Here is a 24,681-nt window from a genome sequence, read left to right as displayed (position 1 = left end):
TCAATTCTTAACTTTCATCAGGAATCTGCCTGATGAAATCAATATTGCGGGTTAGGCCTTTAAACTTAGTCCGCTTTACTGCCGAATTCTTAAAAATCTGTTTAAATACATCTTCGGTAATATCCAGCCAATCTTCTCTTTTCATTCCCAGTAAATTCTCATTCGGTTTGAATTTTGGTTCAGTATGCGGAACTGAAAATCTGTTCCATGGGCAAACGTCCTGACAAATATCACAGCCAAACATCCAGTTTTCCATTTTATCATCAAAGCTTTTAGGGATTTCATCTCTGAGCTCAATAGTGAGGTAAGAGATACATTTGGTAGCATCAATGATAAAAGGGGATAGGATCGCATCTGTTGGACAGGCATCTATACATTTGGTACAGGTACCGCAGTGGTCAGTAGCAAAGGGTTCGTCATAGACCAGGTCAAGGTCAATAATCAGCTCTGCCAAAAAAAAGAAGGAACCACTTTTTTTACTGATAATATTGCTGTTTTTACCGATCCAGCCTATACCTGCGCGTTTTGCCCAGGCTCTGTCCAGTACTGGTGCAGAATCTACAAAAGCTCTTCCGCTTACTTCACCTATGTTTTCTTCAATAAAACTGAGCAATAAGAATAATTTATCTTTAATGACCGTGTGATAATCTGCTCCATAGGCGTATTTTGAGATCTTTGGTGCATCCGGGTCTGTTTGCCGCTCTTCTGGGAAGTAGTTTAAAGTGAGTGAGATAACAGATTTTGCATCGTCTACCAGTAGTGTTGGGTTCAACCTTTTGTCAAAGTGATTTTCCATATAGCTCATCTGTCCATGACGATTATCTTTGAGCCATTTTTCCAATCTGGGCGCTTCTTCTTCGAGAAAACCAGCTTTAGCTATACCGCATTGCATAAAGCCTAGTCTTAGGGCTTCATCCTTGATAAGCTGGCTGTATTTTGAAGGGTTATTGTACATTTCTCACTGCAAAGGTACGTTTCTGTTGTCTATAAAAAAATTGGTGTATGGTGTTATGTGACGTTCAAGAGGTGATTTTTGAGTCATATGACCCTATTATTTGGTCTTTTTAAACCATAATTTGGTGCTACAAAAATATAAAAAGGAGAAAACTGAAAATCCTTAAAAGAGTAGGTGTAAATTAAAGTTTTTGATATTTTTTGATGAATAAAAGTATTATTGATTATGGCTAATTCCTGGTATGCTTATTTAGGAGGAGATGTGACTTTGACATCAAGTTACAGAAGAACGAGCGTTGAACCTGCTTTTAAAAGAGATGGCAGTGTACTTTCTGCGGTTTATTTACCTGATGTTGAAGATGAAGATGGAAATGTAGGTAGCGTTTATCCTGCTTATATTCCTTCTAGTGTATTGGATCATATTGCAAATGCACTGATAAGTGGCGAAGCACAACCTCGACCTTCAAATGCAGCTATAGATGCAGATTCAGAAGTAGGTGCTGAAATTGAGACTTATGTTTGTCTAAGATAATTTAGTACTGAGAGCGCGTTGGAAAATACTATGTCCTGCTTTGAGGGAAACTTTTGGATCTTTTCTTTGTTATCTATGTATCAACTAAAATAATTGTCTGAAATTAACTTTAACACTGTCAAACATGGAAAATACAGAATCTGATTTCAAAGAGAACCCAGAAAATAAACCTAAAGAAGTAGAGACTGATTATCCAAAACATCAGGATGACCCGGGGCCATCTCCACAGGCCGTAAATGAAGATAATGATAAAGGAGCAGGGCCAGTAATCAAATGGGGAGTGCCCATTATTATATTGCTCCTGCTCATTTATTGGTTGTTTTTACGTAAATAATCTTTTTACTATTTAAGTAATTTGACTTCGTAAAGATCAGTACGACGGTCTTTCAATATTTTAACTGTACCAAAATGGTGCAACTCATCAAGTAAATGCAGGTCTACGTCTACAACAAGCATCATTTCGGTGTTTGGCGTAGTTTCTGCTTTTACTGCGTTTGTAGGAAAGGCGAAATCTGAAGGGGTGAATACTGCAGACTGTGCAAATTGTATATCCATGTTATTCACCTTTGGCAGGTTACCTACGCAACCTGCAATAGCTACATAACATTCGTTTTCTATTGCCCTTGCTTGTGCACATCTTCTCACCCTGGTATATCCATTCTGTGTATCAGTTAAGAAAGGGACGAACAGGATTTGCATTCCCTGATCAGCATAAATTCTGCTTAATTCCGGGAATTCAACATCATAACAGATCAGAATACCGATTTTACCACAATCTGTATCAAATACCTGGATTTTATCGCCACCAACCATACCATAATACTTCAGCTCATTTGGTGTAATATGAATCTTTCTATACTCTTCAGTTTTTCCACTTCTGTGGCATAGATAAGTCGCATTATACAACTTGTTGTTTTCTAAAATCGGCATACTGCCCGAAATAACATTCACATTATAAGAAACCGCATAGCTCTGAATTTTCTCTACAATCTCTGGTGTAAGCTCTGCCAGTTTGCGCATAGCTTCCATTTCTGGTAAATGATTATAAGGCTGTAATAATGGGGTATTAAAAAGTTCGGGGAACATGATAAAATCAGATTTGTAACCGCTTACAGCGTCTACAAAAAACTCCACCTGCTCATAAAAGGCATCCATATCAGGGAAAAGTCTCATTTGCCATTGCACCAATCCGATTCTGATTGTTTTAGCCGAACGTGCTGAAGCATCAACACCTTGATAATAGATATTATTCCACTCAATTAATGTGGCGAATTCTTTAGACTCATGATCTCCCGGAAGGTAATTTTTTAATACTTTCCTGACGTGAAAGTCATTGGATATTTGAAAAGTAAGGGTAGGATCATAGATTTCTTTGGCTTTAACCTTATCTATATATTGTCTTGGACTCAATTCATCTGCGTGTTCATGGTAGCCGGGTATCCGTCCGCCTGCAATGATACTTTTTAAATTAAGGCTTTCGCAAAGTTCTTTTCTGGCTTCATATAACCTGCGGCCTAATCTCAATCCTCTATATTCGGGAGAAACAAAGATCTCAATACCATATAAAGTATCTCCATTAGGATCGTGTGTAGAAAAAGTATAGCCACCAGTAATCATTTCATAGGTGTGTTTATCGCCGTATTCATCGTAGTTTACGATCAGTGCCAGTGAACAGGCCACTACTTTATCATCTACGGCGATGCAGAGCTGACCTTCTGGGAATAGTTTGAGTAGTTTGGCGATGGTCTGTTTACTCCAGATTTGTCCGCCGAGGGTATCATATGCCTGTAACATTGACTCTTTCAAATCGTCATAGTCTTCCAGGGTCAGTTTTCTTGTTTCAATATTCATTTGCGTTATTTTATAGCCAATTCTTGCTTATAAATAGTCATTAAAACCATTTATAAGCAAGAATTGGCATGAAAGATATGTAATATCTGTTCCTATACATAAATGATGCCTCAAAAAGATATTTCTTAAAATAACTTGCCAGACTGTGCCTGGTACTGTCTTTTAAGGTGTTTATAAGCCGCTTCTGTAACTTCTCTTCCGCGGGAGGTACGCATCATATAGCCTTCCTGAATCAGGAAAGGTTCATATACCTCTTCTATTGTTCCTTCATCTTCACCAACGGCAGTTGCAATAGTTTTTAAACCAACCGGGCCACCTTTAAACTTATCGATAATAGTTAGCAGGATCTTGTTATCCATTTCGTCCAATCCATGTTCGTCAACATTTAAGGCTGTTAATGCATATTTGGCTATAGTCGTATCAATCGTACCATTTCCTTTGATCTGTGCAAAATCTCTTGTCCTTCTTAACAAAGCATTCGCAATCCTTGGTGTACCGCGGCTTCGTCTTGCAATTTCATAGGCACCTTCTTCTGTAATTGGTGTTTTAAGGATTTCTGAAGAGCGCAGTACGATGGTAGTGAGTAATTTAGCGTCATAATAAGCCAGTCTGGAATTAATGCCGAACCTTGCTCTTAATGGTGCGGTCAATAATCCGGAGCGTGTAGTTGCACCAACCAATGTAAATGGATTCAAAGTAATCTGAACAGAACGGGCATTAGGCCCGCTTTCCAGCATAATATCAATTTTGAAGTCTTCCATTGCAGAATACAGATATTCTTCTACCAGAGGGCTTAAACGGTGTATCTCATCAATAAAAAGGATATCTCCGGTTTCCAGGTTTGTTAAAAGCCCTGCCAGATCACCTGGTTTATCCAGTACAGGACCGGAAGTCACTTTAATACCAACACCCATTTCATTGGCGATAATATAAGAAAGCGTGGTTTTTCCCAATCCCGGAGGGCCGTGCAGTAATACATGGTCTAAAGGTTCGCCCCGCAGTTTAGCTGCTTTAACAAAGATCTTCAGGTTTTCCATGATTTTTTCCTGACCAGTAAAATCTTCAAAAGCCTGGGGACGCAACACTTTTTCTATGTCCCTTTCAATAGGAGATAAGCTTTCTGAAGAGGGGTCAAGGTTTTCGTTCATGTGGTAAAGTTAAGATAAAAACTTAGCTGCTGGTTTCGCCTCTTTGACGCCTGCACTGTAATCATAAAATCCTTCTCCGGACTTTACTCCTTTTTTGCCTGCCATTACCATATTTGCTAAAAGCGGACATGGTGCATATTTAGCATTACCGAATCCTTTATGCAATACGTTCATAATAGCCAGGCAGACATCGAGTCCAATAAAGTCTGCAAGTTGCAGTGGGCCCATTGGATGTGCCATACCCAGTTTCATTACGGTATCGATCTCTGAAACACCGGCAACACCTTCAAATAGCGTGTAAATGGCTTCATTGATCATGGGCATTAAAATACGGTTTGCTACGAATCCAGGATAGTCATTTACCTCAACAGGAACTTTACCCAGCTTTTCTGATAAGTTCATTACCAGCGAAGTAGTTTCGTCAGAAGTAGCATAGCCGCGAATTACCTCTACCAGTTTCATCACGGGTACTGGATTCATGAAGTGCATTCCAATAACCTTTTCTCCCCTGGTAGTGACCGATGCAATATGGGTAATTGAGATTGAGGAAGTGTTACTTGCCAATATTGCTGATGGTTTTGCATAAGCATCCAGATCTCTGAATATCTTCAGCTTAAGCTCAAGGTTTTCGGTAGCGGCCTCAACGATAAGATCTGCCTCTTTAACACCTGATTTTAAGTCAGTAAAAGTGATTATATTTTTTAATGTTGTTGCTTTATCTTCTTCAGTTATTGTCCCTTTAGTAACTTGTCTGTCAAGGTTTTTACTAACTGTATCTATTCCTTTATTTAATGCTTCCTGATTGATGTCAACCAGGTTCACCTGGTAGCCAAATTGTGCAAAAGTATGCGCGATACCATTTCCCATGGTACCAGATCCTATTACTGCTATTTTAGTCATTTTTTATGTTTAAGGTGCGAGTCTGTTAATTGTCCATACGCCGTTAACGCTGGTGTAAGTAATCCTGTCATGTAAACGGCTTGGGCGGCCTTGCCAGAATTCTATATGTTCCGGCTTCAATACATAACCTCCCCAATGCTCAGGACGCGGGACTTCTGTTTCCTGATAAGCTGCAGTCAATTCTTTTACACGTTCTTCTAAAATTTCGCGGCCCGGAATAAGCGTACTTTGAGGGGAGGCGCTGGCACCAATCTGGCTGCCTTTTGGACGGGAGTGAAAATAAGCTGTAGAAGCTTCTGCTGTCGTTTTGGTTACAATACCCTCAATTCTGACTTGCCTTTCCAGTTCCGGCCAGAAAAATTGCATTGCAGCTTGTGGATTTTCCTGAAGGTCTTTACCTTTTTTACTGTTGTAATTGGTAAAAAAAACGAAACCTTCTTCATCAAATCCCTTTAATAAGAGAATTCTGGAAGATGGTTTGCCTGTTAAGTCGGCTGTAGCCAAAGTCATTACATTAGGCTCATACAATTTAGCCTCTAACGCGTCTTTGAACCATTTTGCGAATTGTGCAATCGGATTTTTGTTGATATCCGCCTCTGAAAGTTCAGCAGCGCGGTAATCTTGTCTTAGGTTTTGAATATTTTCTTTGGTCAACTCCATTTGACAAAAATAGTCTTTAGTTTTTTTAAAATTATAAGTAATTTTCCGAAATGATAAGTCGATTAACTCCCTCAGCCGGTAAACTGCTTGTTTCCGAACCATTTTTAAATGATCCTAATTTTGCCCGGTCGGTAGTTTTTCTGACCGAACACAGCGAACTGGGAACGCTTGGTTTTGTAATTAACCAGCCAAGTCTCTTATTATTAGGAGATCTGATTGAGGACATTGGCGGGCCTGCCTTTGTGGTGTGCTATGGTGGCCCGGTAGCGACAGATACGATTCACTTTATCCACCGTTGTCCTGAAAAAATTTCAGGCGGCGAGGAAATTGCTAAAGGAATCTTCTGGGGGGGGAACTTTGAGAGCTTCAGCGCGTTAATGGGTAAAGGAGAACTAACTAGAGATGAGGTGAAAGTTTTTGTCGGCTATTCTGGTTGGGAAGGGCTTCAGCTTAAAGCGGAGATGGAAGAAAATACCTGGATTGTTTCTGATCAGTACGACGCTGATATGATATTTTCTGCTGACGAAGAGCAGCTTTGGAAAGAAGTGATCATTCATTTGGGGCCTAAATATGCACATATCAGTAATTTTCCTAAAAATCCTAACCTGAACTAAAATTTATTCAAGTTAAAGGCATAAAAAAACGCCCTGCTATAATTAACAGGACGTTTTTTGTAACGCTTAAGACTCTAACTCTGCAGCAGACTCTTCTACCTTTTTTCTCAATTCATCCTTATATTCCTGCATTTTGACAGCCAGTGCGCTATCAGCAGTAGATAAAATCTGAACGGCGAGCAAACCTGCGTTTTTAGCTGCATTCAATGCTACAGTAGCTACAGGAATCCCATTTGGCATTTGTAAAATAGATAAAATCGAATCCCATCCATCAATACTATTAGAACTTTTTACAGGAACTCCAATAACAGGCAGAACAGTAATAGACGCTACCATGCCCGGTAAATGCGCGGCACCACCAGCACCAGCAATAATAACTTTAATTCCTCTTGAAGCAGCTTCTTTCGCATAGCTGAACATTCTATCTGGTGTACGGTGTGCAGAAACAACCGTCATTTCAAACTCTACTCCAAATTCTTTTAAAATATCAGCAGCATCGTTCATGATATTTAAATCAGACTTGCTGCCCATAATTATGCCTACTTGTGCGCTCATTAAGATATTACTTTTAGGGTTTCTTTGATTAAATTTGCCTTTTCAATAGCAGCCTCCCTGTTTTGATCCACAATAGTGATGTGGCCCATTTTGCGGAAAGGCTTTGTATATTTTTTACCATAAAGGTGTACATAAACACCATCTATAGCCATTATCTTCTCCAGACCCTGGTATTTTGCAACACCATCATGTCCTTTTTCGCCTAATACATTCAGCATAACTGCGTTATTGATGGCACGTGTATCGCCCAAAGGCAAATTGAACACAGCGCGTAGATGCTGATCAAATTGTGAGACATAATTCCCCTCTATGGTATGATGACCACTATTGTGAGGTCTTGGTGCTAATTCATTGACTAATATTTGTCCATCTTTGGTAATAAACATTTCTACTGCCAGCAAACCTGTTATGTTTAAAGCTGCAGCAATGTTTTTAGCAATTGTTTCTGCTCTTTCCTGAACATGCTCAGGGTAAGTAGAAGGAGAGATCAAAAACTCTACAAGATTTGCTTCTGCATTGAATTCCATTTCTACCATCGGGAAGGTCTTCACCTCTCCATTTGAGTTTCTGGATACAATTACTGCGATTTCTTTTTCAAAGTCAACAAGTTCTTCAATCAAACAAGGGCTGTCAAATGCATTATCCAGGTCTGCTATGGTGTTAATCCGCATTACGCCTTTACCATCATAACCGTCTTTGCGTTGTTTAAGCATATATGGGAATGGGAAGCTGGAATTCAACAAGTCTTCTTTGGTATTGGCTAGCTGAAAAGGAGCTGTAGGGATATCATTTTCTTTGAAAAATTGTTTCTGTATACCTTTATCCTGGATTAAACGAATAACCCTGGCTTGTGGAAATACCATTTTACCTTCTTTTTCCAATTGCTCTAAAGCTTCGATATTTACCTTTTCAATTTCGATAGTAATCACATCTGCTTTTTTACCGAATTTATAAACTGTATCGAAATCAGTGATAGATCCGCACTCAAAGTAGTTTGCAAGATTTTTGCAGGGAGCTTCATGATCAGGATCCAAAACCAGCGTAGTCAGGTTATAATTAATAGCTTCCTGAATTAACATTCGCCCTAATTGTCCACCACCAAGAATCCCTAATTTTAACTCACTTATTTGTTTTGCCATGTCAATATGAAAATATATGCTTTTACGCCTGTCTAATTTACCTGATAATTTGTTTATGCTTCTTTTTAGCTGCAACTTCGTCAAATTCAAATTGTGTAGGAAAGCTACCGAAATTGAATTTAACTTTGTTTCACTCAAAAATAAGCTGTAAACAATTTTATCTTATAAATTTAAACAGGCTTTATTTTGCACAAAAATAACAATATAAACGGATTTGATGGAGGCTGATGCTATAATAATTGGGGCGGGTGCATGCGGATTGATGTGCGCAGTACAAGCTGGATACCTTGGTAAGAAGGTGATTATATTGGAAAAAGGGAGTAAGGCGGGAGCCAAAATATTAATCTCCGGAGGCGGTAGATGCAACTATACCAATAGGTTCGCTACTGACGAACAATTCATTTCGGGAAATAAGCATTTTAGTAAATCTGCCTTTACACAGTGGACAGTCGCAGATACAATCAGCTTTTTTGAAACTTATGGAATCAATGGTAAGGAAAAAACATTGGGACAATTATTTCCGGAGGATAAGAATGCAAAGGATATTGTAGACGTATTTACAACGTTATGTTCAGACTTTGGGCAAGAGATCAAATGCAATGCTGATGTAACTGATATTATACAAAACGACGGTTCTTATAGCGTCAGTTATCAGCAATCTGGTAAAACATATACTTTGAATACGCCGAAACTGGTCATTGCTACTGGTGGGTTACCGATCCCAAAAATGGGTGCAACAGATTTTGCACTGCGTTTTGCACGTAAAAACGGCTTAAAGATTATAGATACTGCGCCAGCGTTAGTTCCGTTGACGATTACCGGAAAAGAGGAAGACTGGTATGCACAACTTTCTGGAAATTCAGTTTTTTGTGAAGTCAGTAATGATAAAATCTCATTTGAGGAGAATATCTTATTTACCCACTGGGGATTAAGTGGGCCAGCTGTGTTGCAGATATCTTCTTATTGGCAGCCTGGTGAAATTATCAATATCAACCTGTTGCCACATGAAGATATTACTGCATTGCTTGAAGAAGAAAGAAAATATAATGGAAAGACATTATTGTCTACCTTACTGAACAGATATTATGCAAAGAAGTTCACCGATGCGCTGCATAAATACCTGCCTGTTGACAAGCAGGTGGCTTCTTTGACGAAAACTGAATTAGAATTAATCCATCAAACCATTCATTTGTTTAAAGTGAAGCCAGCGGGTGATAAAGGCTATGATAAGGCCGAGGTTATGCGCGGCGGAATTGATACCAACGAGTTATCTTCTAAAACCCTTGAGTGTAAAAAAATGCCAGGTTTGTATTTTGGCGGGGAATGTGTAGATGTTACCGGCTGGCTTGGTGGATATAATTTTCAATGGGCATGGGCTTGCGGCTTTGTGATTGCACAGGGGATATAGCGCATTTTTTATGAACGAAACAGAAGTATTAAAACAATATTGGGGATTTAATTCATTCAGACCCTTACAGCAGGATATCATCCAGGCCGTATTGGAGGGGAAGGATGTGATGGCACTTTTACCAACGGGAGGTGGGAAATCTTTATGCTTCCAGGTTCCTGCACTGGTCAAAGAGGGAATTTGTATCGTGGTTTCTCCGCTTATCGCTTTGATGAAAGATCAAGTAGAGAATTTAAAAGCAAAAGGGATCAATGCCGTAGCTATTTACGCTGGAATGGGTAAAAGAGAAATAGATATTTTGCTTGATAACTGTATTTACGGCCCTGTTAAATTTCTTTACTTGTCACCGGAACGTTTATTGTCCGATTTGGTGAGAACCAGGATTTCTTATATGAATGTTAACCTGATTGCGATAGATGAAGCGCATTGTATTTCGCAATGGGGTTATGATTTCAGGCCATCTTATATGCAAATCACCGCATTGAGAGAAATCCATCCGGAAGTCCCTTTTATCGCATTAACGGCAACTGCTACAGCTTTTGTAAGGGAAGATATCGTAGATAAGCTGGCCCTGAGAGATCCGCATATTTTTGTGCAGAGCTTTGCCCGTAAAAACCTGAGTTATGTGGTTTTTGGCCTGGAAGATAAGCACAAAAAACTGATTGATATTGTGACAAACGTAAAAGGTAGTGGGCTTGTTTATGTCCGTAACAGACGTGAAACTTCAGAAATTGCTCTTTTTTTAAATAGAAATCAGATTGCTGCTGATTTTTATCATGCAGGAATAGAAAAAGATGAACGTTCCAAAAAACAGGAGGCGTGGAAGCAGAATAAGATCAGGGTTATGGTCGCGACCAATGCTTTTGGGATGGGGATAGATAAACCTGATGTTCGTTTTGTAGTTCATCTGGATCTCCCTGAAAGTCTGGAGGCTTATTATCAGGAAGCTGGACGTGGGGGCAGAGATGGGAAAAGGGCTTATGCTGTTTTGTTGGCTAATGCAGCTGATCAATTGGCATTGAAAGCGAAATACACGGATAGTTTTCCATCTGTAGAAGAAATCAAGAAGACCTATCATTATTTAGGAACCTATTTTCAACTTGCTTATGGAGCAGGAGCGGGCATTAACTTTAGTTTTGATCTGGCTGATTTCTGTAAGCGTTTTAAGCTGGGTGTAATCAAAACTATGGGTGCTTTAAAGTTTTTGGAACATGATGGTTATATTACCCTTTCGGAAAACATATTCCTGCCTTCCCGTGTATTATTTACTGCGGGCAATGAAGATGTTTATCGTTTTCAAATTGAGAATTCGGGCTACGATCCACTGATTAAAACGATATTAAGATCTTATGGCGGAATGTTTGACCATTATGCTAATATTAGTGAAAGCGATATAGCAGCAAAATTGAAGATTTCTTTTAACAGTGTGGTGCGGCAGCTCAGTAATTTGCAGGAGCAGGGCTTGATTTCTTATCTTCCGCAAACAGATCAGCCTCAAATGCAGTTTGTAGTCGCGAGAGTAGATTTGCTGCACTTGGATACGGATGTGAAATATATAGAATTGAGAAAAAAGATCCAGTCTGAACAGATCCGTGCTGTATTGGCTTATGCGGATACATTTGTTTGCAGAAGTATCCAGTTATTATCTTATTTTGATGAGCCGAATGCTGATCAGTGCGGGGTATGCGATGTTTGTTTAGCGCAGAAAAGGAATGAAGACCTTGCAGAACTGGAGGATAAGATAGATTTTGAAATTGCAACGCTGGTTCAAACGGAGCCCCAAACACTTGATGCGCTGATTAATCAGATCAGAACGGGTACCGATCAGGACAAGCTAAACCGCATTCGCGAGCTATTGGATGCAGGTAAAATTAAAACAGACGGCAAAAACTATTACCTTTGACAAACCTTGAAAAATTATGATGAAGAAATTATTCCTATTTAGCTTAGCGCTGCCGTTACTTTTTACAGCATGTAAAACTAAATGTGTAGAAGATTCAGGTCTGCACTCCAGTAAAGAATTTACAGTGAAGCCTTACAATGAAATTGTAGTAAACGGGCCTATTAAATTACTGATGCGCCAGGATAGCAGTTTTAAAGTGAATATACAGGCAGATTCTAATGTGATCGGACTGATTAAAGCTGAAGTGAATAAAAATGGACTGGTTATTGAACTTGATCCGAAGAAATATTGCGGAAAGGACTCTATTATTGTGAGTGCCGGGATCGGAGAGCTTAAAACGCTTGAAGCAAAAGGGGCAAGCCATATTTATACTTCATCCCGGATCAATGTAAATGATCTGGATATTAAATCATCAGGTGCAACAACGCTCAACCTGGAGTTGAATGCTGGTAAGCTGACTACCACTACAGATGGTGAAGCGCATATTAACCTGATCGGACAGGCAGGTGTACACCAGGTAAAGAGTAAAGGAGTAATACAGATGAACGCATTTGATTTTATTACAGGTATTTACAACCTTGATGTTGAAGGAGTAGGTAAGCTGAATATCAATGTACTGAATGAGCTTAAGGCGAAAACTTCAGGCGCTACGACGATCTATTATAAAGGGAATCCTAAAAAAGTAGATGAAAATAAATCTGGCGTCGCTAAACTGGAAAAAGTAAACTAGTACACCGTACGATCCTAATATTTATTAATGAAAGTAGAATTATTTATCCCCTGTTTTGTCGATCAGTTATATCCTGAAACAGCTTTTAGTACTGTTAAACTTTTAGAAAAAGCAGGTTGCGAGGTGAGTTACAATCCCGGACAAACTTGCTGTGGGCAGCCAGCTTACAATGCTGGTTATTGGGAAGAAGCAAAAGAGACTGGTACAAAGTTTTTGAACGACTTTTCGGGTGCTAATTATATTGTAGCTCCTTCTGCTTCTTGTGTTGGAATGGTGAAAAATGGGTTTAATGATCTTTTTACCAATTCTAATGTCCATAATAAATGCAGGACACTGCAAGGGAATATTTTTGAACTTTCTGATTTCTTGATCAACGTACTTAAAAAGGATTATTTCGGTGCAGAATTGGAGGGTAAGGCTGTTTACCATGATTCATGCAGCGGTTTAAGAGAGTGTAAGATTAAAGAAGAACCTCGTTTACTGCTGGAAAAAGTTCATGGACTGGAAATGATGGAAATGAAAGATACTGACATGTGCTGCGGTTTTGGTGGTACCTTTGCGGTTAAGTTTGATGCCATTTCTTCTGCCATGGCAGAGCAGAAAGTAAACCATGCCCTTGATCAGGATGCAGATTATATTATTTCGACAGATTTATCTTGTCTGATGCATTTGCAGGGATATATCGATAAAAACAAACTTGCTATCAAAACCATGCATCTTGCAGACGTTCTGGCGAACGGATGGCTTGAATATTAGTTTATGCTTCTTTTTAGCTGTAATTTCATCAGATTTTATTCCTGGTAAAAAAACATACCGGAAATAAGATTGACTCGTTTCGCTTAAAATTCATACTGAAGCTGCTGAAAATTAAAGAGTTATTGTGTTTGGTTTGTCTTTCCAGCTTTAACTTTTTTTAACATTTCAAAACTATAATTAGCACTGTTTTTGCAGGACAAGGTTTAGTTATGAAACAATTATTTATTGTGATTTTCATCCTGATTGTATTCTCAATCCGGGTAGAGGCACAGCCCGGTAAATCAGGAACTATACTATTCGAAAGTACTTTTGATCCGGCAGTACTGACTGCCGCAAATGGCATTAAGCTTAGTAGTGAGGCTACTGCGCGGATGCCAAAAAGTTCTGTGACTAATTTTGAATTGAAGTTTGATCAGCTGCATGCCAGTTATAAACAACAGATTACTCGAAATAGCAGTACACAAAGAGGCCGTTATAATGGTCTTGGCGTTTTTGGAGGAGGTTTTAGCAGGGATTATTATTACGATTTCCAAGAGCACCGGATGATTCAGGCTTTTGATTTGAATGATACACTCTTTTTGATGGAGGATAAAATGGGATTGCTACCTGAAATGAGATTCGGGACTGGCCAGATTGTTCCTGTAATTGAATATATTCAATCGGATGAAGTCAAACAAATATTAGGATTTACTTGTCATCAGGTAATTGCCAAAACTACAGTCAAGCATAAAGTTATGGGCGTAGAAAAAGAAACTACTGAAGAGCTTACCCTGTGGTATACCAATGAGTTAGGCTTTGATTTTTCTCCAAATCCAGTATTATGGACTGAAGGGGCGGTGCTCGCAATTGAAAGTAAAGGGACTCACATAGAGGCAAAAAATATCCAGTACAAAGAGATCAATGCCGAAGATATTGATTTACCCCGGACGGGTATTTTGATTAGCCAGGAACAGCTTCATGTCAAATTGGATTTACGCAGAAAATTAACACGTATTTCCAGAAATGGATCATGGAATTGATAACTTTCAACACTCGCTTTTAATTCACAAAGATGAATTGATTTTGATCAAATAAATCGCAATACTCTTCCTGCTAGTGAATTGCGAAAAAACGTTTACAAAGTTTAGCTAATTTAATTGGTTTTTCAGTAAATAATCAGTCATAATTATTACTCTCTTTTCCACCAGTGTTGATAACATTTAGAATCTGTCTAAGTAGAATTTTGCATTTTTGGGCTCCGCTAAAATAGGTCGGCAAGAGGGCTGATTTACATAAAAACCTTCCAAATGAGTACAAAAAGAATAATCAAATTCGAAAAAGACGATTGCAGTCCATGCAATATGGTTTCAGAATATCTTGATAGAAAAGGTATTGTCTATGAGACTATCAATCCTTTCAATGAGCCAGAGCTGGCAATGCAGTTCCGGGTACGTTCGGTACCTACAGTAATTTTATTAGAACAAGAGCAGGAGCTATCCCGCGTTATAGGTTTTAAGCCGGATGAACTGTCTGTGCTGGTAGCAGTATAAATTCATTCATTAAGCAGAGCTGATGACCTGGATTTATTATGATAGTAAAACCGGTAATGTGGAGCGATTTGTAAACCGTTTGAAGTTACACCGTGACTGGACAATTCAAAAGATAGATGAGGCTTTGGAGCCACTACATGAAGGACACCTGATTACGTATACTACAGGATTCGGAGAAGTTCCGGTTTCTACTTTACGTTTTCTGGACGAAAACAGCAGTATGATAAAATCTATCTCTTCCAGTGGAAACAAAAACTGGGGACCTAATTACGCGATGGCGGCTATCAGGATTTCAAATCAGTTTAAATTACCCATCCTGATGCAGTTTGAGCTTTCAGGAACAATGGCAGATATCCAAAAATTTATAGAAAAAATAGAGGGCTAATGATATGGTAACGAAAAAGTGGATCTTATTAAATAATGAGATCATGATTAAAAATGACGACGAGTTCAGCCTTCATAAAGATAAAGAGGCTGTTCGTTCCTATTTTTTGGATTATGTAAACAAGAATACTGTCTTTTTTTATACTTTAAAAGAAAAGATAGATTACCTGATAGAACAGGAATATTATGTTGATTTTTATCAATGGTATACTTTTGAACAAATGGAAGAGGTTTATGACCTTGTCTATGCAAAGAAATTCAGATTCCAGTCTTTCATGAGTGCATTCAAATTCTTTCAGAGTTATGCCCTGAGAGATGATAGCGGGGAGAAATTCCTGGAACGTTATGAAGACCGTGTTGTCGCGGTATCTTTGTTTTTAGCGAGAGGAGATGTTGCTGAGGCAAAATCTTATGCAGAAATGCTGATCAATCAGGAGTACCAGCCAGCAACACCAACATTTTTAAACTCAGGCAAGAAACGCTCCGGTGAGCTGGTTTCCTGCTTTCTGGATGAAATCGGAGATAACCTGAATGGTATTGGCTATGCAATAGATTCTGCGATGAAATTATCTTCAATTGGTGGTGGTGTATCTTTTAATTTATCGAAGATCCGTGCCAGAGGAGAGGCTATTAAAGACGTGGAAGGCCGTGCAGGCGGTGTTTTACCGATTATGAAAATATTGGAAGATACTTTCTCTTACGCCAATCAATTAGGGCAGCGTCCGGGAGCAGGAGCAGTATACCTGAATGTTTTCCATACAGATATTGAAGAATTCCTGGATTGCAAAAAGATCAACGTGGATGAGAAAGTAAGAATTAAATCACTTTCAATCGGGGTAGTTGTTCCGGATAAATTCATGGAACTGGCCGAAAAAGATGAAGCTTGTTATTTATTCCATCCCCATACTGTATTGAAACAATATGGTAAATATCTGGATGAAATGGATATGGATGAAATGTATGAAGAGCTGGTGACCAATCCTCTTGTCAAAAAGAAAAAGATCAATGCGCGTCACCTGATGGTGAAAATTGCGCAAACCCAAAAAGAAAGCGGTTATCCTTACTTGTTCTTTAAAGGGAATGCAAACAGGGGACATGCCCTGAAAGATCTTGGAAACGTTAAATTCTCCAATCTTTGTACCGAAATTATGCAGATCTCTGAAGTTTCGGATATTGAGATTTACGGTAAAGAAGATAAAATACGTTATGGCATTTCCTGCAACCTGGGTTCTTTGAATATTGCAACGGTGATGGACAATAAAAGGATCAAAGAGGCAGTTAAAACTGCTATGAGATCACTTACAGTGGTTTCAGATCTGACCAATATCGCTATGGTGCCTTCTGTGCAAAAAGCGAATAAAGAATTACATAGTGTTGGTTTGGGTGCGATGAACTTACATGGTTTCCTGGCTAAAAATTTCATTATGTATGAAAGTAAAGAAGCGCTCGATTTCTGTAATGTCTTCTTTATGATGGTTAATTTCTACTCTATTCAGAGCTCAATGGAGATTGCAAAAGAGAAAAATGAAACTTTTGTAGGGTTTGAAGCTTCAGAATATGCAAATGGAAATTATTTTGCTTCTTATGTTGCTCAGGACATTGTTCCTTTAAATGCTAAAATTGCAACTTTATTCGAAGGGATGACTATTCCTTCTGCAGCGGACTGGACTGATTTAATGAATCAGGTGAAGCAACATGGATTATACCACGCTTACAGGCTCGCTATAGCGCCAAATCAATCTACATCCTACATTATGAACGCTACAGCGTCAGTAATGCCTGTGGTGGATGTAATTGAGGTTAGAGAGTATGGAGATAGCACGACTTATTATCCGATGCCTTATCTCGACAATGATAACTATTTCTTTTATAAATCGGCTTACGATATGGATCAGAAGAATGTACTTCGTTTAATCTCGGTTATTCAAAAGCATGTGGATCAGGGGATTTCAACAATTCTGCATACCAATACAAAAGATAGTACACGTGATATTGCAAAGTATTATATCTATGCACATAAAATGGGCTTGAAGTCCTTGTATTATACCCGTACCCGTAAAGCTTCAATTGATGAATGTGTTTCTTGTTCGGTATAATCAGTTTTTTAATTAATTTATAAGATTTAAATCAGACCACAATGAGTCAATATAAAGCAGTAAACTGGAATACACCGGAAAATGACTACGCCGGCATGTTCTGGGAGCAGAACCTGCGTCAGTTCTGGATCGATACAGAATATATCCCTTCCAAAGATATAGACAGCTGGAAATCTTTAAGTCCTGAGCTTCAGGAAGCTTATAAAAAGGCACTAGGTGGTTTAACCCTATTGGACACTATTCAGAGCCATACAGGTATGCCGAAATTACTGGATCATATTGATGGCCTGCAGAATAAAGCAGTCTTATCATTTATGTGTATGATGGAAGCTATTCATGCGAAATCATATTCTACTATTTTTACAACTGTTAACAGTACAGCAGAGATTAACGAGTTATTTGATTGGGTAGAAAATAATAAGCTCCTTCAATTTAAAGCATCAACAATCGATAAATATTACAGGAACCTGGATGCGGCTATAGTAAGTAACGAAGTGTTATTTATGGGGCTTGCAGCATCAGTATTGCTGGAATCATTTCTATTTTACAGTGGATTTTTTATGCCGTTATGGCTTGCCGGACAAGGACAGATGGTAGCAAGTGCGGATATCATCAAGAAGATTGTTGCTGATGAATCTATCCATGGTGTGTTTGTTGGTCTGCTTGCTCAGGATGTATACAAAAAGTTACCGAATCCTGAAAAGAGTAAAACAGAATTAGTTGAACTTTTGATGGAATTGTATGAGAATGAGTTGAAATATACTGATGAATTATACACTGAAGTTGGCTTGACTGCTGATGTCAAAGAATACGTTCGTTACAATGCAAATAAAGCAATGATGAATCTTGGATTTGAAGAGTTGTTTGAGATAAAAGCTGTTAACTCTATTGTTTTAAATGGATTAAATGGTGAGACTACACAACATGACTTCTTTTCTAAGAAATCTACTAACTACGAAAAAAGCACGGAAATACTTTATTTAAGAGATGAAGACTTCCATATGGATACAGATCCTGTTTTCTAAAAAATAAGATAAGTCCAACGCTGTTTCAATCCCAACTTTTTCTATACACGATAGTTGGCCGCTTGTTTCAGTGTTGGGCTTTTATTTTGATTTGATTTTTTTTTGATAATATATATGATTGTTTTATAGCATATTGTGTTATTTATATTGAGAATGATTTTAATTAAAATATCCCATATTATTGCTTAAATAGTGCTAAAGTTCTATTCCTCTTTAAATCTAATTACCCTATATTTGCTGGATAGAATTACTAATGCGCTCCTTACTCTTTTTACTTCCTTTTTTTATATCAGCCGCTGCTTATAGCCAGGTAATTACTGTAAACCAGGATTTGCCTTATTTAAGCCTTGGTAAGTCTATAAGTTATTTAATTGATACTAGTGGTCGGTTAAACATAGATCAGGTTGTAGAGAAAAGGAAAAGTGGTGAATTCTTAAAATCCAATACTGATATACTTAATTTTGGAAATTCTTCCTCCACTTTCTGGATAAAAGTTTCTTATAGAAACCAAAACCGGCAAAAAGCCTATCTGATACTTGATGTATCAAGTATAGAATCTATTGACTTTTATAGTCGTAGTGCTTCTGGTTCATTTAATAAAATTCATACCGGCAGTCTTGCTCCTGAAAATCCTGGATTAATAGCTGCTAATAATTATATTTTTACTTTACCTGAGTATAATTATGATGCTGTGCCACAGGATATTTATCTTAGATTACGTACTGATAATATCCTTCTTGTTCCATTAAAAATGGCAGTTTCAGAACGACTGATAGAGGGGCTTAATTCAACAGAGCGGGTGGAGTCTATTTATATAGGGATCCTGGTGGCACTGTTATTCTTCAATATCTTTGTGTTTATCCGCTCAAAAGATAAGGCCTATTTTTATTATAGTATTTATATTCTTTCCTTATTCATCTATATGGTTTGCTATTTTAGAGGGTATAGCTATTATTTAGGATATGATTTCAGGATATTTGTTAATACCTATCCCTATCTGTTTCTTGGAATCGGAAGTATTGCTGGTATTGCATTCTCCCGCAGTTTTTTAAATTTAAAGGTTCTGTTGCCACAGTCAAAACAGTTCATTCGATTGCTGATTGGTTGCTGGATTTTTACAATAATCTTATGTTTGCTTGGTTATAAGTCTTATTGTTCCATACTCGTTCAGGTTTTAACCGGAACATCGTCTTTGACGATCTGGCTGTTAGGTGTTGTTGTTTATTATAAGGGATACAAGCCGGCTCTGTATTATATCATTGCCTGGGCATTTGTATGTTTAACTTCAGTATGGGTTGTGTTGAGTTTGTCTAATGTATTTATTTACAGTGAAATATCTTTTAGGTTTGCTCCATTAGGTTTTATCTTTGAGCTGCTTTTATTATCTCTGGCTATGGGAGACAGGTTGAAAAAACTAACTACCGAACAACTAGTTATTCAGTCTGAAAAGCTGAGGATTCAAGAAGAGAACCTCTATTTGATCAGTACTCAGAATGAACGGCTGGAAAAAATAGTGGAGTCCAGAACAAAGTCGCTGCGGAAGATGGTGAAGTCTCTCGAAGATGCGAATGCAGATAAAAGCAGGCTTTTTTCTATTATAGCTCACGACTTACGCAGTCCTTTTAATAGTCTGATAAGTTTGTATTCTCTGAATGATCTGGATTTGTTATCACTTGAAGAAGTGAAAATGCTACTGAACGATAGTCGTAAAAGTTTTGATCATATCCATAATACATTAAATAATCTTTTGTATTGGGCGCAAAGCCAGTTGAAAGGTATCAATACTATGCCTTCACGTTTCAATATGCTGGTTTTAACAAATGACCTGATGCTGGTTTATCAACCACTTATTAAGCGGAAGAATATGACTACTGAACTCATCATCACTGATGAAGAAGATGTTTATGCGGATTTAAATCAGATTAACCTGGTGATGCGTAATCTCATTGACAATGCGATTAAATTTACACCATTAGGCGGCCATATCCACTTAAAAATATGGGGTAATGAGCACTTCATCTATATAGATGTGTGTAATCCTGTGGTTGGTATTCTGGATATAAATCAGCTGGCCGAAGATTCAGGTTCGGAGCCTTCCTATGGAACCTCTAACGAACAGGGAGTCGGATTGGGATTACAGTTGTGCCGTGATTTTGTGGAGAAGAATAATGGCTTGCTAAAGGCAAGTAAAGAGGAGGGCCGTGTGGTACTTCGTTTCAATTTACCCAAATTTAAAGCTGATATTATTACCGCTGTAAACAGATAATTTCTGCTGATTTATTTTTCTACAGGCAATTTTTTCATAGCTTGGATTAAGCAATGAAAACCTTTGTTTAGATGAAAACAATATTATATTTTGTGGTTTTTGGTGGCAAAATATAATATTGTTCACATTTTTAAGTTGCTGTTATTCTTTATGTTATATATTATGTATTAAAGTATTGATATATTTATAAGAATAATCAGTGATGAGATTGGAATCTAAATCTGTTAAAATGCAGAATATTATTCCGTATTGATTTTTATTGTTTTGTATTACAATTAGTTATGATATTGGTATCAACTAATACTCTTGTCTTTTGTAAGCAGCTGAAAAATCCGAACGCATCGTTTTGAAACGTGCTACTACTGTGGCAATAAATGTATCATCAAGCATTTGGAATATTTCATTTGCTCCTCCTCCGGTCAGGTCAAGTTCAGACAATTTGTAACTCTGTTCAAAAGTTCCCTGCTCAAATTTTACAATATATTTTTGGTTCATATTGAACAAAGTGATCTTACATTCAGGGTGTGGCAGTTCGGCGATTACTCTCATAAGAAGAATTAAATTTGCTGTTAAAATTTGACGAAGTTGCAGCTAAAAAGGAGTACAAACAAATAATTCTCTTAAATTTTAAAGCGGCGCTTATAATATTACCAATCCTTTACATCGATATCTAGGTGATTGTTTAATTTTAGACGCTGATTAAGCAGCATTAAAACAATAAAAGAAATTATAAAGAAACCAGAATAATGGCAGAAGATCTCCTGATTATAAAGACAGAAAGTAAAGAAGAACAATATCAATCACTGATTCCGCAAATTCAAGCTTTAATAAGCGGAGAGGATGATCTGATCGCTAATCTTGCGAACATCAGCGCAGCATTAAAAGAACAGTTTGGCTGGCTGTGGATTGGATTTTACCTGGTGAAAGGGGAAGAACTGGTTTTAGGCCCTTTTCAAGGCCCGGTCGCTTGCACAAGGATAAAGTCTGGTAAAGGGGTATGTGGAAGCTCATGGAAGGAAGCTAAAACATTCATCGTAAAGGATGTAGATAAATTCCCTGGACATATTGCCTGCAGTTCAGCTTCAAGGTCTGAAATTGTATTGCCACTTTTTAACGATGGCGTTGTATTTGGTGTATTGGACGTAGATAGTGCTAAATTAGCTAAATTTGACGAAGTAGATGAAAAGTATTTAAATCAGATAATTAGCCTGATTAAACCCTAGCGAATTGTCATTAGAGTGTAAGAAAGGATTTACTGGTGTAGAATCATTCTAAATAGCTTACCTTTGTCGTACCAAAGCAGCAAATTCATACTGTTCAGTAATATTTATTAAATCCTGGTTACCCGTACAAAAGAGTACGGGTAATACACGTACAAATCACGAAAAGTTAATCCTGCATTGATGTCCGATCACTCTAATAAGCCCGATTTTAAAGAAATAGCTGGTCAGTTAGGTTGCCCTAGCGGGGATAAAGGTATAAAGACCGCTGAAGCGATGGCTGTCAATAATGGAAACATGATTGGGCTTACTATTGCAGGGCTGTCTCCGAAGTCTAATGATGTGATCCTGGAAATAGGGCCGGGCAATGGTTCACATGTTATTTCCCTGTTAGCAAATACGAAACATTTACTCTATTATGGAGTTGATATATCAGCATTGATGATCAGTGAAGCTATCAAGCTTAACACAACAGCTGTTGCTTGCGGTAGAGCTGATTTCTCGTTGTCAGATGGAATGCAGCTAAACTTTGCTGATGGCTTTTTTACTAAAATATTTACTGTAAACACGCTGTATTTCTGGAAAGATCCAAAAGCTTATGCTACTGAAATACGAAGAGTACTTAAACCAGGTGGTATATTCATCCTGACCTTCGCTCCGCGTGAATTCATGGAGAAACTTCCCTTTACCCAATATGGCTTTCATTTATACAGCAGAGAAGAGGCAGAAGAATTATTAATCGGCAGTGGTTTTGAGATCTTAGAGGTACACCTTCACAAAGAAATGGTCAGGAGCAATTCTGCGGGTATGGAAGTGGAGCGGGAAATTATCCTGATCAACGCAGTTAAATAGTAATTAATTAGCTATTTGTGAAATGATTAAGTAAAAGTTTATTGAAATCCGCTACGTGGTATTTTGCAGTTTCGTCTTTAATTACTCCCAATCTTAACACCTGGACGGTTACCATTCCAAGTTGGTTACCAGCAGCGATTTCAGAAACGGGGTTGTCACCAATTACCATAACATTTCCAGCTTTAAGTTTGTATTTCTCCTGAATTTGCAAAAAGAGTTCCACCTTTCCGAGAAAGCTGCTCTTCTCATTGTCATGAATCAATATTTCCTGGAAATCTTTGTCAATACCCAGATTTCTGATCTTGAGTTGCTGAAACCCAGTATAACCAGAAGTTACCAAAAATCTGAGACCCGGAATTTGTTTGAGGCACGGATAATCCGGATAGGTTTGTAACTGGTAATCTATTTTTAAAGCAGAGAAGGCTTTTACGGCCTCTTCATGCATTTTTCTATTGAAACCGTATAACATTGCCACATCCCTTAGGGAATGCTTGTAACAGTCTGCTAATGCCTTTTGTAGAATGTCAGCTGTAAGCGTACCATCGTTATAGTCAACGATGGCATCTAAAACTGGTTTTACAACTTCTTTCGTAATCGTTCCTGTCGGAAAAATAGTGTCATCCAAATCATAAATTATAGCATCGAATTTCTTCATAAGCAGGAGCTACACAATCTGGTGAAGTTTTACATATTGCAGTAACATAATTGTTTTTGCGTCTTTAATCTCTCCATTTTCCACCATGGCCATTGCCTGATCAACAGAAATCTCGAGCACTTCGATGTTTTCCTGTTCATGTGCTAATCCGCCTCCTTCATGTATTTTCATTTCTTTGGTATAAGCTGCAATGAAGAAATGTAGAATTTCTGTCACGGAGCCTGGGGACATATAAGCCTCAAATATTTTGCGTACCTCAGTAATTTTATAGCCGGTTTCCTCTTCTGTTTCTCTTTTGATACAGTCCTCGGCATTGTCTTTATCTAAAAGGCCGGCACAGGCTTCAATCAGTAATCCCGATTCATTTCCATTAATATAAGTAGGTAATCTGAATTGTCTGGTGAGGATAACAGTCTGTTGTTCTTTGTTATACAATAAAATTACTGCGCCATTTCCACGGTCATATGCTTCTCTGTCCTGTGTTTGTATTGTGCCATCTTTTAATGAATATTGGTAGGTTATCTTTTTAAGTGTATACCAGTTATCAGAGAGGATTTCCGAGTTTATTATCTTTACGTTATCAATCATTATTTATATCCAGTTTTAAACGCAAATTAAACAGAAAAGAGCATATTCTAATGAGAATTACCATTTATTCAGTTTTTTGGAAATGAGTTGTTTTACAGAAACCGCGATTTAGGGCCCGTTAGTTCGTGAAGATTCTCCGTGATTCTTTCAATTTTCCAGTCCCACCACTTCAACTCTAAAAGTTCTTCTATTTTTTCTTCAGAAAAACGCTTTCTGATTTCTTTACCCGGATTGCCTCCCACAACAGTGTAAGGGGCTACATCTTTGGTTACTGTCGTATTTGTCGCGATGATGGCACCATCTCCAATATGAACTCCGGGCATAATCGTCGCATTTGAACCAATCCAAACATCATTGCCAACAATGGTATCACCTTTAAAAGGTAGTTCTTCCATTTTAGGGGTGACTTTTTCCCAGCCATTGCCAAAAATATTAAACGGATATGCTGTGATCCCGTCCATTTTGTGGTTAGCCCCATTCATAATAAAAGTTACGCCCGAAGCAATCATGCAGAATTTACCGATAATCAATTTATCCCCGATAAAATCAAAATGATACTTTACATTCCTTTCGAAATTATAAACATCCTTAAAATCATCGTAATAGGTATAATCCCCTACAATTATATTGGGACTGGTGATGATATTCTTCAAAAAACAGAGTCTATTATAATGGCTTATCGGGTATTTCTCGTCTTTATCGGGTCCTTTCATCATCATGTATTTTTCTTGCAGCTTAGTTTGACCTGGGCTGCGGAGCGTTTGAAATCACGCTAAATTAATAGAAAAACTAATTAAATAAAAATTCTGACCTTTATCATTTCATAACCCGCGTATAAAACAGATTTTATCAGCACTTTCCAAAAGACATGCATATAAAATACTAGTTTAGATCACCGTACTCCAGCTCATAAGAT

The 24,681-nt window shown here is 37.9% G+C and carries 26 protein-coding genes; 15 read left to right on the top strand and 11 right to left on the bottom strand.

Features of this window, described 5'->3' with window-relative positions; genetic code table 11:
• Positions 1 to 7: 7 nt before the first annotated feature.
• On the bottom strand, positions 8 to 955 hold the full coding sequence (queG, locus tag AY601_RS08390; RefSeq protein ID WP_068399154.1) for a tRNA epoxyqueuosine(34) reductase QueG: 948 nt from the start codon (positions 953 to 955) through the stop codon (positions 8 to 10).
• 225 nt (positions 956 to 1,180) lie between these two features.
• On the opposite strand from queG, the gene AY601_RS08385 reads away from it, so the two are divergent.
• Positions 1,181 to 1,486 (top strand): hypothetical protein, encoded by a 306-nt coding sequence (locus AY601_RS08385; protein WP_068399152.1) that lies wholly within the window; start codon positions 1,181 to 1,183, stop codon positions 1,484 to 1,486.
• A 124-nt stretch (positions 1,487 to 1,610) separates the two neighbouring features.
• Positions 1,611 to 1,820 (top strand): hypothetical protein, encoded by a 210-nt coding sequence (locus AY601_RS08380; protein ID WP_068399150.1) that lies wholly within the window; start codon positions 1,611 to 1,613, stop codon positions 1,818 to 1,820.
• An 8-nt stretch (positions 1,821 to 1,828) separates the two neighbouring features.
• Here AY601_RS08380 and AY601_RS08375 read toward each other — a convergent pair whose 3' ends face one another.
• The 4 genes from AY601_RS08375 to pdxH all read right to left on the bottom strand — a co-directional run bounded on the left by AY601_RS08375 (position 1,829) and on the right by pdxH (position 6,045).
• On the bottom strand, positions 1,829 to 3,337 hold the full coding sequence (locus AY601_RS08375; RefSeq protein WP_068399148.1) for a carbon-nitrogen hydrolase family protein: 1,509 nt from the start codon (positions 3,335 to 3,337) through the stop codon (positions 1,829 to 1,831).
• Between the two features lie 125 nt (positions 3,338 to 3,462).
• Positions 3,463 to 4,485, bottom strand: a complete 1,023-nt coding sequence (ruvB, locus tag AY601_RS08370) for a Holliday junction branch migration DNA helicase RuvB (RefSeq protein WP_068399147.1) — start codon at positions 4,483 to 4,485, stop codon at positions 3,463 to 3,465.
• A 9-nt stretch (positions 4,486 to 4,494) separates the two neighbouring features.
• Positions 4,495 to 5,385: a 3-hydroxybutyryl-CoA dehydrogenase gene (locus AY601_RS08365; RefSeq protein ID WP_068399146.1), complete on the bottom strand. Its 891-nt coding sequence runs from the start codon at positions 5,383 to 5,385 to the stop codon at positions 4,495 to 4,497.
• A 9-nt stretch (positions 5,386 to 5,394) separates the two neighbouring features.
• Complete coding sequence (gene pdxH / locus AY601_RS08360) at positions 5,395 to 6,045, bottom strand: pyridoxamine 5'-phosphate oxidase (RefSeq protein WP_068399145.1); 651 nt, start codon at positions 6,043 to 6,045, stop codon at positions 5,395 to 5,397.
• A 50-nt stretch (positions 6,046 to 6,095) separates the two neighbouring features.
• On the opposite strand from pdxH, the gene AY601_RS08355 reads away from it, so the two are divergent.
• Positions 6,096 to 6,659 (top strand): YqgE/AlgH family protein, encoded by a 564-nt coding sequence (locus AY601_RS08355; RefSeq protein ID WP_068399138.1) that lies wholly within the window; start codon positions 6,096 to 6,098, stop codon positions 6,657 to 6,659.
• Between the two features lie 66 nt (positions 6,660 to 6,725).
• Here the strand turns inward: AY601_RS08355 and purE are convergent, their stop codons facing one another.
• Both purE and AY601_RS08345 read right to left on the bottom strand, forming a co-directional pair.
• Positions 6,726 to 7,214, bottom strand: a complete 489-nt coding sequence (gene purE, locus AY601_RS08350; RefSeq protein ID WP_068399133.1) for a 5-(carboxyamino)imidazole ribonucleotide mutase — start codon at positions 7,212 to 7,214, stop codon at positions 6,726 to 6,728.
• The gene (locus AY601_RS08345; RefSeq protein ID WP_068407325.1) at positions 7,214 to 8,353 is read right to left on the bottom strand and encodes a 5-(carboxyamino)imidazole ribonucleotide synthase; all 1,140 of its coding nucleotides are present in this window, start codon (positions 8,351 to 8,353) and stop codon (positions 7,214 to 7,216) included. Before AY601_RS08345 ends, purE begins: the two co-directional genes overlap by 1 nt.
• A 217-nt stretch (positions 8,354 to 8,570) precedes the next feature.
• On the opposite strand from AY601_RS08345, the gene AY601_RS08340 reads away from it, so the two are divergent.
• The 10 genes from AY601_RS08340 (at position 8,571) to AY601_RS08295 (ending at position 20,450) form a co-directional block, all read left to right on the top strand.
• Positions 8,571 to 9,761 (top strand): NAD(P)/FAD-dependent oxidoreductase, encoded by a 1,191-nt coding sequence (locus tag AY601_RS08340; RefSeq protein WP_068399130.1) that lies wholly within the window; start codon positions 8,571 to 8,573, stop codon positions 9,759 to 9,761.
• A gap of 10 nt (positions 9,762 to 9,771) precedes the next feature.
• Positions 9,772 to 11,664 carry a RecQ family ATP-dependent DNA helicase gene (locus AY601_RS08335; RefSeq protein WP_068399128.1) on the top strand — a complete coding sequence of 631 codons (1,893 nt, stop codon included), beginning with the start codon at positions 9,772 to 9,774 and terminating at the stop codon, positions 11,662 to 11,664.
• A gap of 16 nt (positions 11,665 to 11,680) precedes the next feature.
• A complete protein-coding gene (locus AY601_RS08330; RefSeq protein ID WP_068399126.1) occupies positions 11,681 to 12,394 on the top strand; it encodes a head GIN domain-containing protein in 714 nt (237 codons plus the stop codon).
• Positions 12,395 to 12,421: 27 nt separating this feature from the next.
• Positions 12,422 to 13,150: a (Fe-S)-binding protein gene (locus tag AY601_RS08325; RefSeq protein ID WP_068399124.1), complete on the top strand. Its 729-nt coding sequence runs from the start codon at positions 12,422 to 12,424 to the stop codon at positions 13,148 to 13,150.
• Between the two features lie 209 nt (positions 13,151 to 13,359).
• The gene (locus AY601_RS08320; protein WP_068399123.1) at positions 13,360 to 14,169 is read left to right on the top strand and encodes a hypothetical protein; all 810 of its coding nucleotides are present in this window, start codon (positions 13,360 to 13,362) and stop codon (positions 14,167 to 14,169) included.
• A gap of 267 nt (positions 14,170 to 14,436) precedes the next feature.
• Positions 14,437 to 14,679 carry a thioredoxin family protein gene (locus tag AY601_RS08315; RefSeq protein WP_068399121.1) on the top strand — a complete coding sequence of 81 codons (243 nt, stop codon included), beginning with the start codon at positions 14,437 to 14,439 and terminating at the stop codon, positions 14,677 to 14,679.
• Between the two features lie 22 nt (positions 14,680 to 14,701).
• Positions 14,702 to 15,064, top strand: coding sequence for a class Ib ribonucleoside-diphosphate reductase assembly flavoprotein NrdI (gene nrdI / locus AY601_RS08310; RefSeq protein WP_068399117.1), 363 nt, complete (start codon positions 14,702 to 14,704; stop codon positions 15,062 to 15,064).
• 4 nt (positions 15,065 to 15,068) lie between these two features.
• Entirely contained in the window at positions 15,069 to 17,159 is a 2,091-nt protein-coding gene (gene nrdE, locus AY601_RS08305; protein ID WP_068399115.1) for a class 1b ribonucleoside-diphosphate reductase subunit alpha, read from the top strand.
• Between the two features lie 41 nt (positions 17,160 to 17,200).
• Positions 17,201 to 18,184, top strand: coding sequence for a class 1b ribonucleoside-diphosphate reductase subunit beta (gene nrdF / locus AY601_RS08300; protein ID WP_068399113.1), 984 nt, complete (start codon positions 17,201 to 17,203; stop codon positions 18,182 to 18,184).
• A 253-nt stretch (positions 18,185 to 18,437) separates the two neighbouring features.
• Positions 18,438 to 20,450 (top strand): sensor histidine kinase, encoded by a 2,013-nt coding sequence (locus AY601_RS08295; RefSeq protein ID WP_068399110.1) that lies wholly within the window; start codon positions 18,438 to 18,440, stop codon positions 20,448 to 20,450.
• A gap of 297 nt (positions 20,451 to 20,747) precedes the next feature.
• Here the strand turns inward: AY601_RS08295 and AY601_RS08290 are convergent, their stop codons facing one another.
• Positions 20,748 to 20,999 carry a hypothetical protein gene (locus tag AY601_RS08290; protein ID WP_068399108.1) on the bottom strand — a complete coding sequence of 84 codons (252 nt, stop codon included), beginning with the start codon at positions 20,997 to 20,999 and terminating at the stop codon, positions 20,748 to 20,750.
• A gap of 197 nt (positions 21,000 to 21,196) precedes the next feature.
• Here AY601_RS08290 and AY601_RS08285 point away from each other — a divergent pair, with 197 nt between their 5' ends.
• Positions 21,197 to 21,673 carry a GAF domain-containing protein gene (locus AY601_RS08285; protein ID WP_068399101.1) on the top strand — a complete coding sequence of 159 codons (477 nt, stop codon included), beginning with the start codon at positions 21,197 to 21,199 and terminating at the stop codon, positions 21,671 to 21,673.
• 180 nt (positions 21,674 to 21,853) lie between these two features.
• Entirely contained in the window at positions 21,854 to 22,522 is a 669-nt protein-coding gene (locus AY601_RS08280) for a class I SAM-dependent methyltransferase (protein ID WP_068399097.1), read from the top strand.
• A 7-nt stretch (positions 22,523 to 22,529) separates the two neighbouring features.
• Here the strand turns inward: AY601_RS08280 and AY601_RS08275 are convergent, their stop codons facing one another.
• From AY601_RS08275 to AY601_RS08265, 3 genes are all read right to left on the bottom strand, one after another.
• A complete protein-coding gene (locus tag AY601_RS08275) occupies positions 22,530 to 23,177 on the bottom strand; it encodes an HAD family hydrolase (protein WP_068399093.1) in 648 nt (215 codons plus the stop codon).
• 9 nt (positions 23,178 to 23,186) lie between these two features.
• Complete coding sequence (gene nudK, locus AY601_RS08270) at positions 23,187 to 23,765, bottom strand: GDP-mannose pyrophosphatase NudK (protein WP_068399090.1); 579 nt, start codon at positions 23,763 to 23,765, stop codon at positions 23,187 to 23,189.
• A 92-nt stretch (positions 23,766 to 23,857) separates the two neighbouring features.
• Positions 23,858 to 24,481, bottom strand: a complete 624-nt coding sequence (locus AY601_RS08265; protein ID WP_420480561.1) for a Vat family streptogramin A O-acetyltransferase — start codon at positions 24,479 to 24,481, stop codon at positions 23,858 to 23,860.
• Positions 24,482 to 24,681: the final 200 nt, after the last annotated feature.

This window comes from Pedobacter cryoconitis, from assembly GCF_001590605.1.
Taxonomy (GTDB): Bacteria; Bacteroidota; Bacteroidia; order Sphingobacteriales; family Sphingobacteriaceae; genus Pedobacter; species Pedobacter cryoconitis_A.
This window is presented reverse-complemented; position numbering and strand designations above follow the sequence as displayed.

Bases quoted from the DNA above. Each gene is read 5' to 3' on its own strand.
- ruvB (WP_068399147.1), bottom strand. From the start codon at position 4,485: ATGAACGAAAACCTTGACCCCTCTTCAGAAAGCTTATCTCCTATTGAA.
- AY601_RS08385 (WP_068399152.1), top strand. From the start codon at position 1,181: ATGGCTAATTCCTGGTATGCTTATTTAGGAGGAGATGTGACTTTGACA.
- AY601_RS08295 (WP_068399110.1), top strand. From the start codon at position 18,438: ATGCGCTCCTTACTCTTTTTACTTCCTTTTTTTATATCAGCCGCTGCT.
- AY601_RS08325 (WP_068399124.1), top strand. From the start codon at position 12,422: ATGAAAGTAGAATTATTTATCCCCTGTTTTGTCGATCAGTTATATCCT.
- AY601_RS08320 (WP_068399123.1), top strand. From the start codon at position 13,360: ATGAAACAATTATTTATTGTGATTTTCATCCTGATTGTATTCTCAATC.
- purE (WP_068399133.1), bottom strand. From the start codon at position 7,214: ATGAGCGCACAAGTAGGCATAATTATGGGCAGCAAGTCTGATTTAAAT.
- AY601_RS08280 (WP_068399097.1), top strand. From the start codon at position 21,854: ATGTCCGATCACTCTAATAAGCCCGATTTTAAAGAAATAGCTGGTCAG.
- AY601_RS08365 (WP_068399146.1), bottom strand. From the start codon at position 5,385: ATGACTAAAATAGCAGTAATAGGATCTGGTACCATGGGAAATGGTATC.
- queG (WP_068399154.1), bottom strand. From the start codon at position 955: ATGTACAATAACCCTTCAAAATACAGCCAGCTTATCAAGGATGAAGCC.
- AY601_RS08275 (WP_068399093.1), bottom strand. From the start codon at position 23,177: ATGAAGAAATTCGATGCTATAATTTATGATTTGGATGACACTATTTTT.
- nrdE (WP_068399115.1), top strand. From the start codon at position 15,069: ATGGTAACGAAAAAGTGGATCTTATTAAATAATGAGATCATGATTAAA.
- nrdF (WP_068399113.1), top strand. From the start codon at position 17,201: ATGAGTCAATATAAAGCAGTAAACTGGAATACACCGGAAAATGACTAC.
- AY601_RS08355 (WP_068399138.1), top strand. From the start codon at position 6,096: ATGATAAGTCGATTAACTCCCTCAGCCGGTAAACTGCTTGTTTCCGAA.
- AY601_RS08380 (WP_068399150.1), top strand. From the start codon at position 1,611: ATGGAAAATACAGAATCTGATTTCAAAGAGAACCCAGAAAATAAACCT.
- AY601_RS08285 (WP_068399101.1), top strand. From the start codon at position 21,197: ATGGCAGAAGATCTCCTGATTATAAAGACAGAAAGTAAAGAAGAACAA.
- AY601_RS08335 (WP_068399128.1), top strand. From the start codon at position 9,772: ATGAACGAAACAGAAGTATTAAAACAATATTGGGGATTTAATTCATTC.
- AY601_RS08330 (WP_068399126.1), top strand. From the start codon at position 11,681: ATGATGAAGAAATTATTCCTATTTAGCTTAGCGCTGCCGTTACTTTTT.
- AY601_RS08290 (WP_068399108.1), bottom strand. From the start codon at position 20,999: ATGAGAGTAATCGCCGAACTGCCACACCCTGAATGTAAGATCACTTTG.
- AY601_RS08265 (WP_420480561.1), bottom strand. From the start codon at position 24,481: ATGATGAAAGGACCCGATAAAGACGAGAAATACCCGATAAGCCATTAT.
- nrdI (WP_068399117.1), top strand. From the start codon at position 14,702: ATGACCTGGATTTATTATGATAGTAAAACCGGTAATGTGGAGCGATTT.
- pdxH (WP_068399145.1), bottom strand. From the start codon at position 6,045: ATGGAGTTGACCAAAGAAAATATTCAAAACCTAAGACAAGATTACCGC.
- AY601_RS08345 (WP_068407325.1), bottom strand. From the start codon at position 8,353: ATGGCAAAACAAATAAGTGAGTTAAAATTAGGGATTCTTGGTGGTGGA.
- AY601_RS08375 (WP_068399148.1), bottom strand. From the start codon at position 3,337: ATGAATATTGAAACAAGAAAACTGACCCTGGAAGACTATGACGATTTG.
- AY601_RS08315 (WP_068399121.1), top strand. From the start codon at position 14,437: ATGAGTACAAAAAGAATAATCAAATTCGAAAAAGACGATTGCAGTCCA.
- AY601_RS08340 (WP_068399130.1), top strand. From the start codon at position 8,571: ATGGAGGCTGATGCTATAATAATTGGGGCGGGTGCATGCGGATTGATG.
- nudK (WP_068399090.1), bottom strand. From the start codon at position 23,765: ATGATTGATAACGTAAAGATAATAAACTCGGAAATCCTCTCTGATAAC.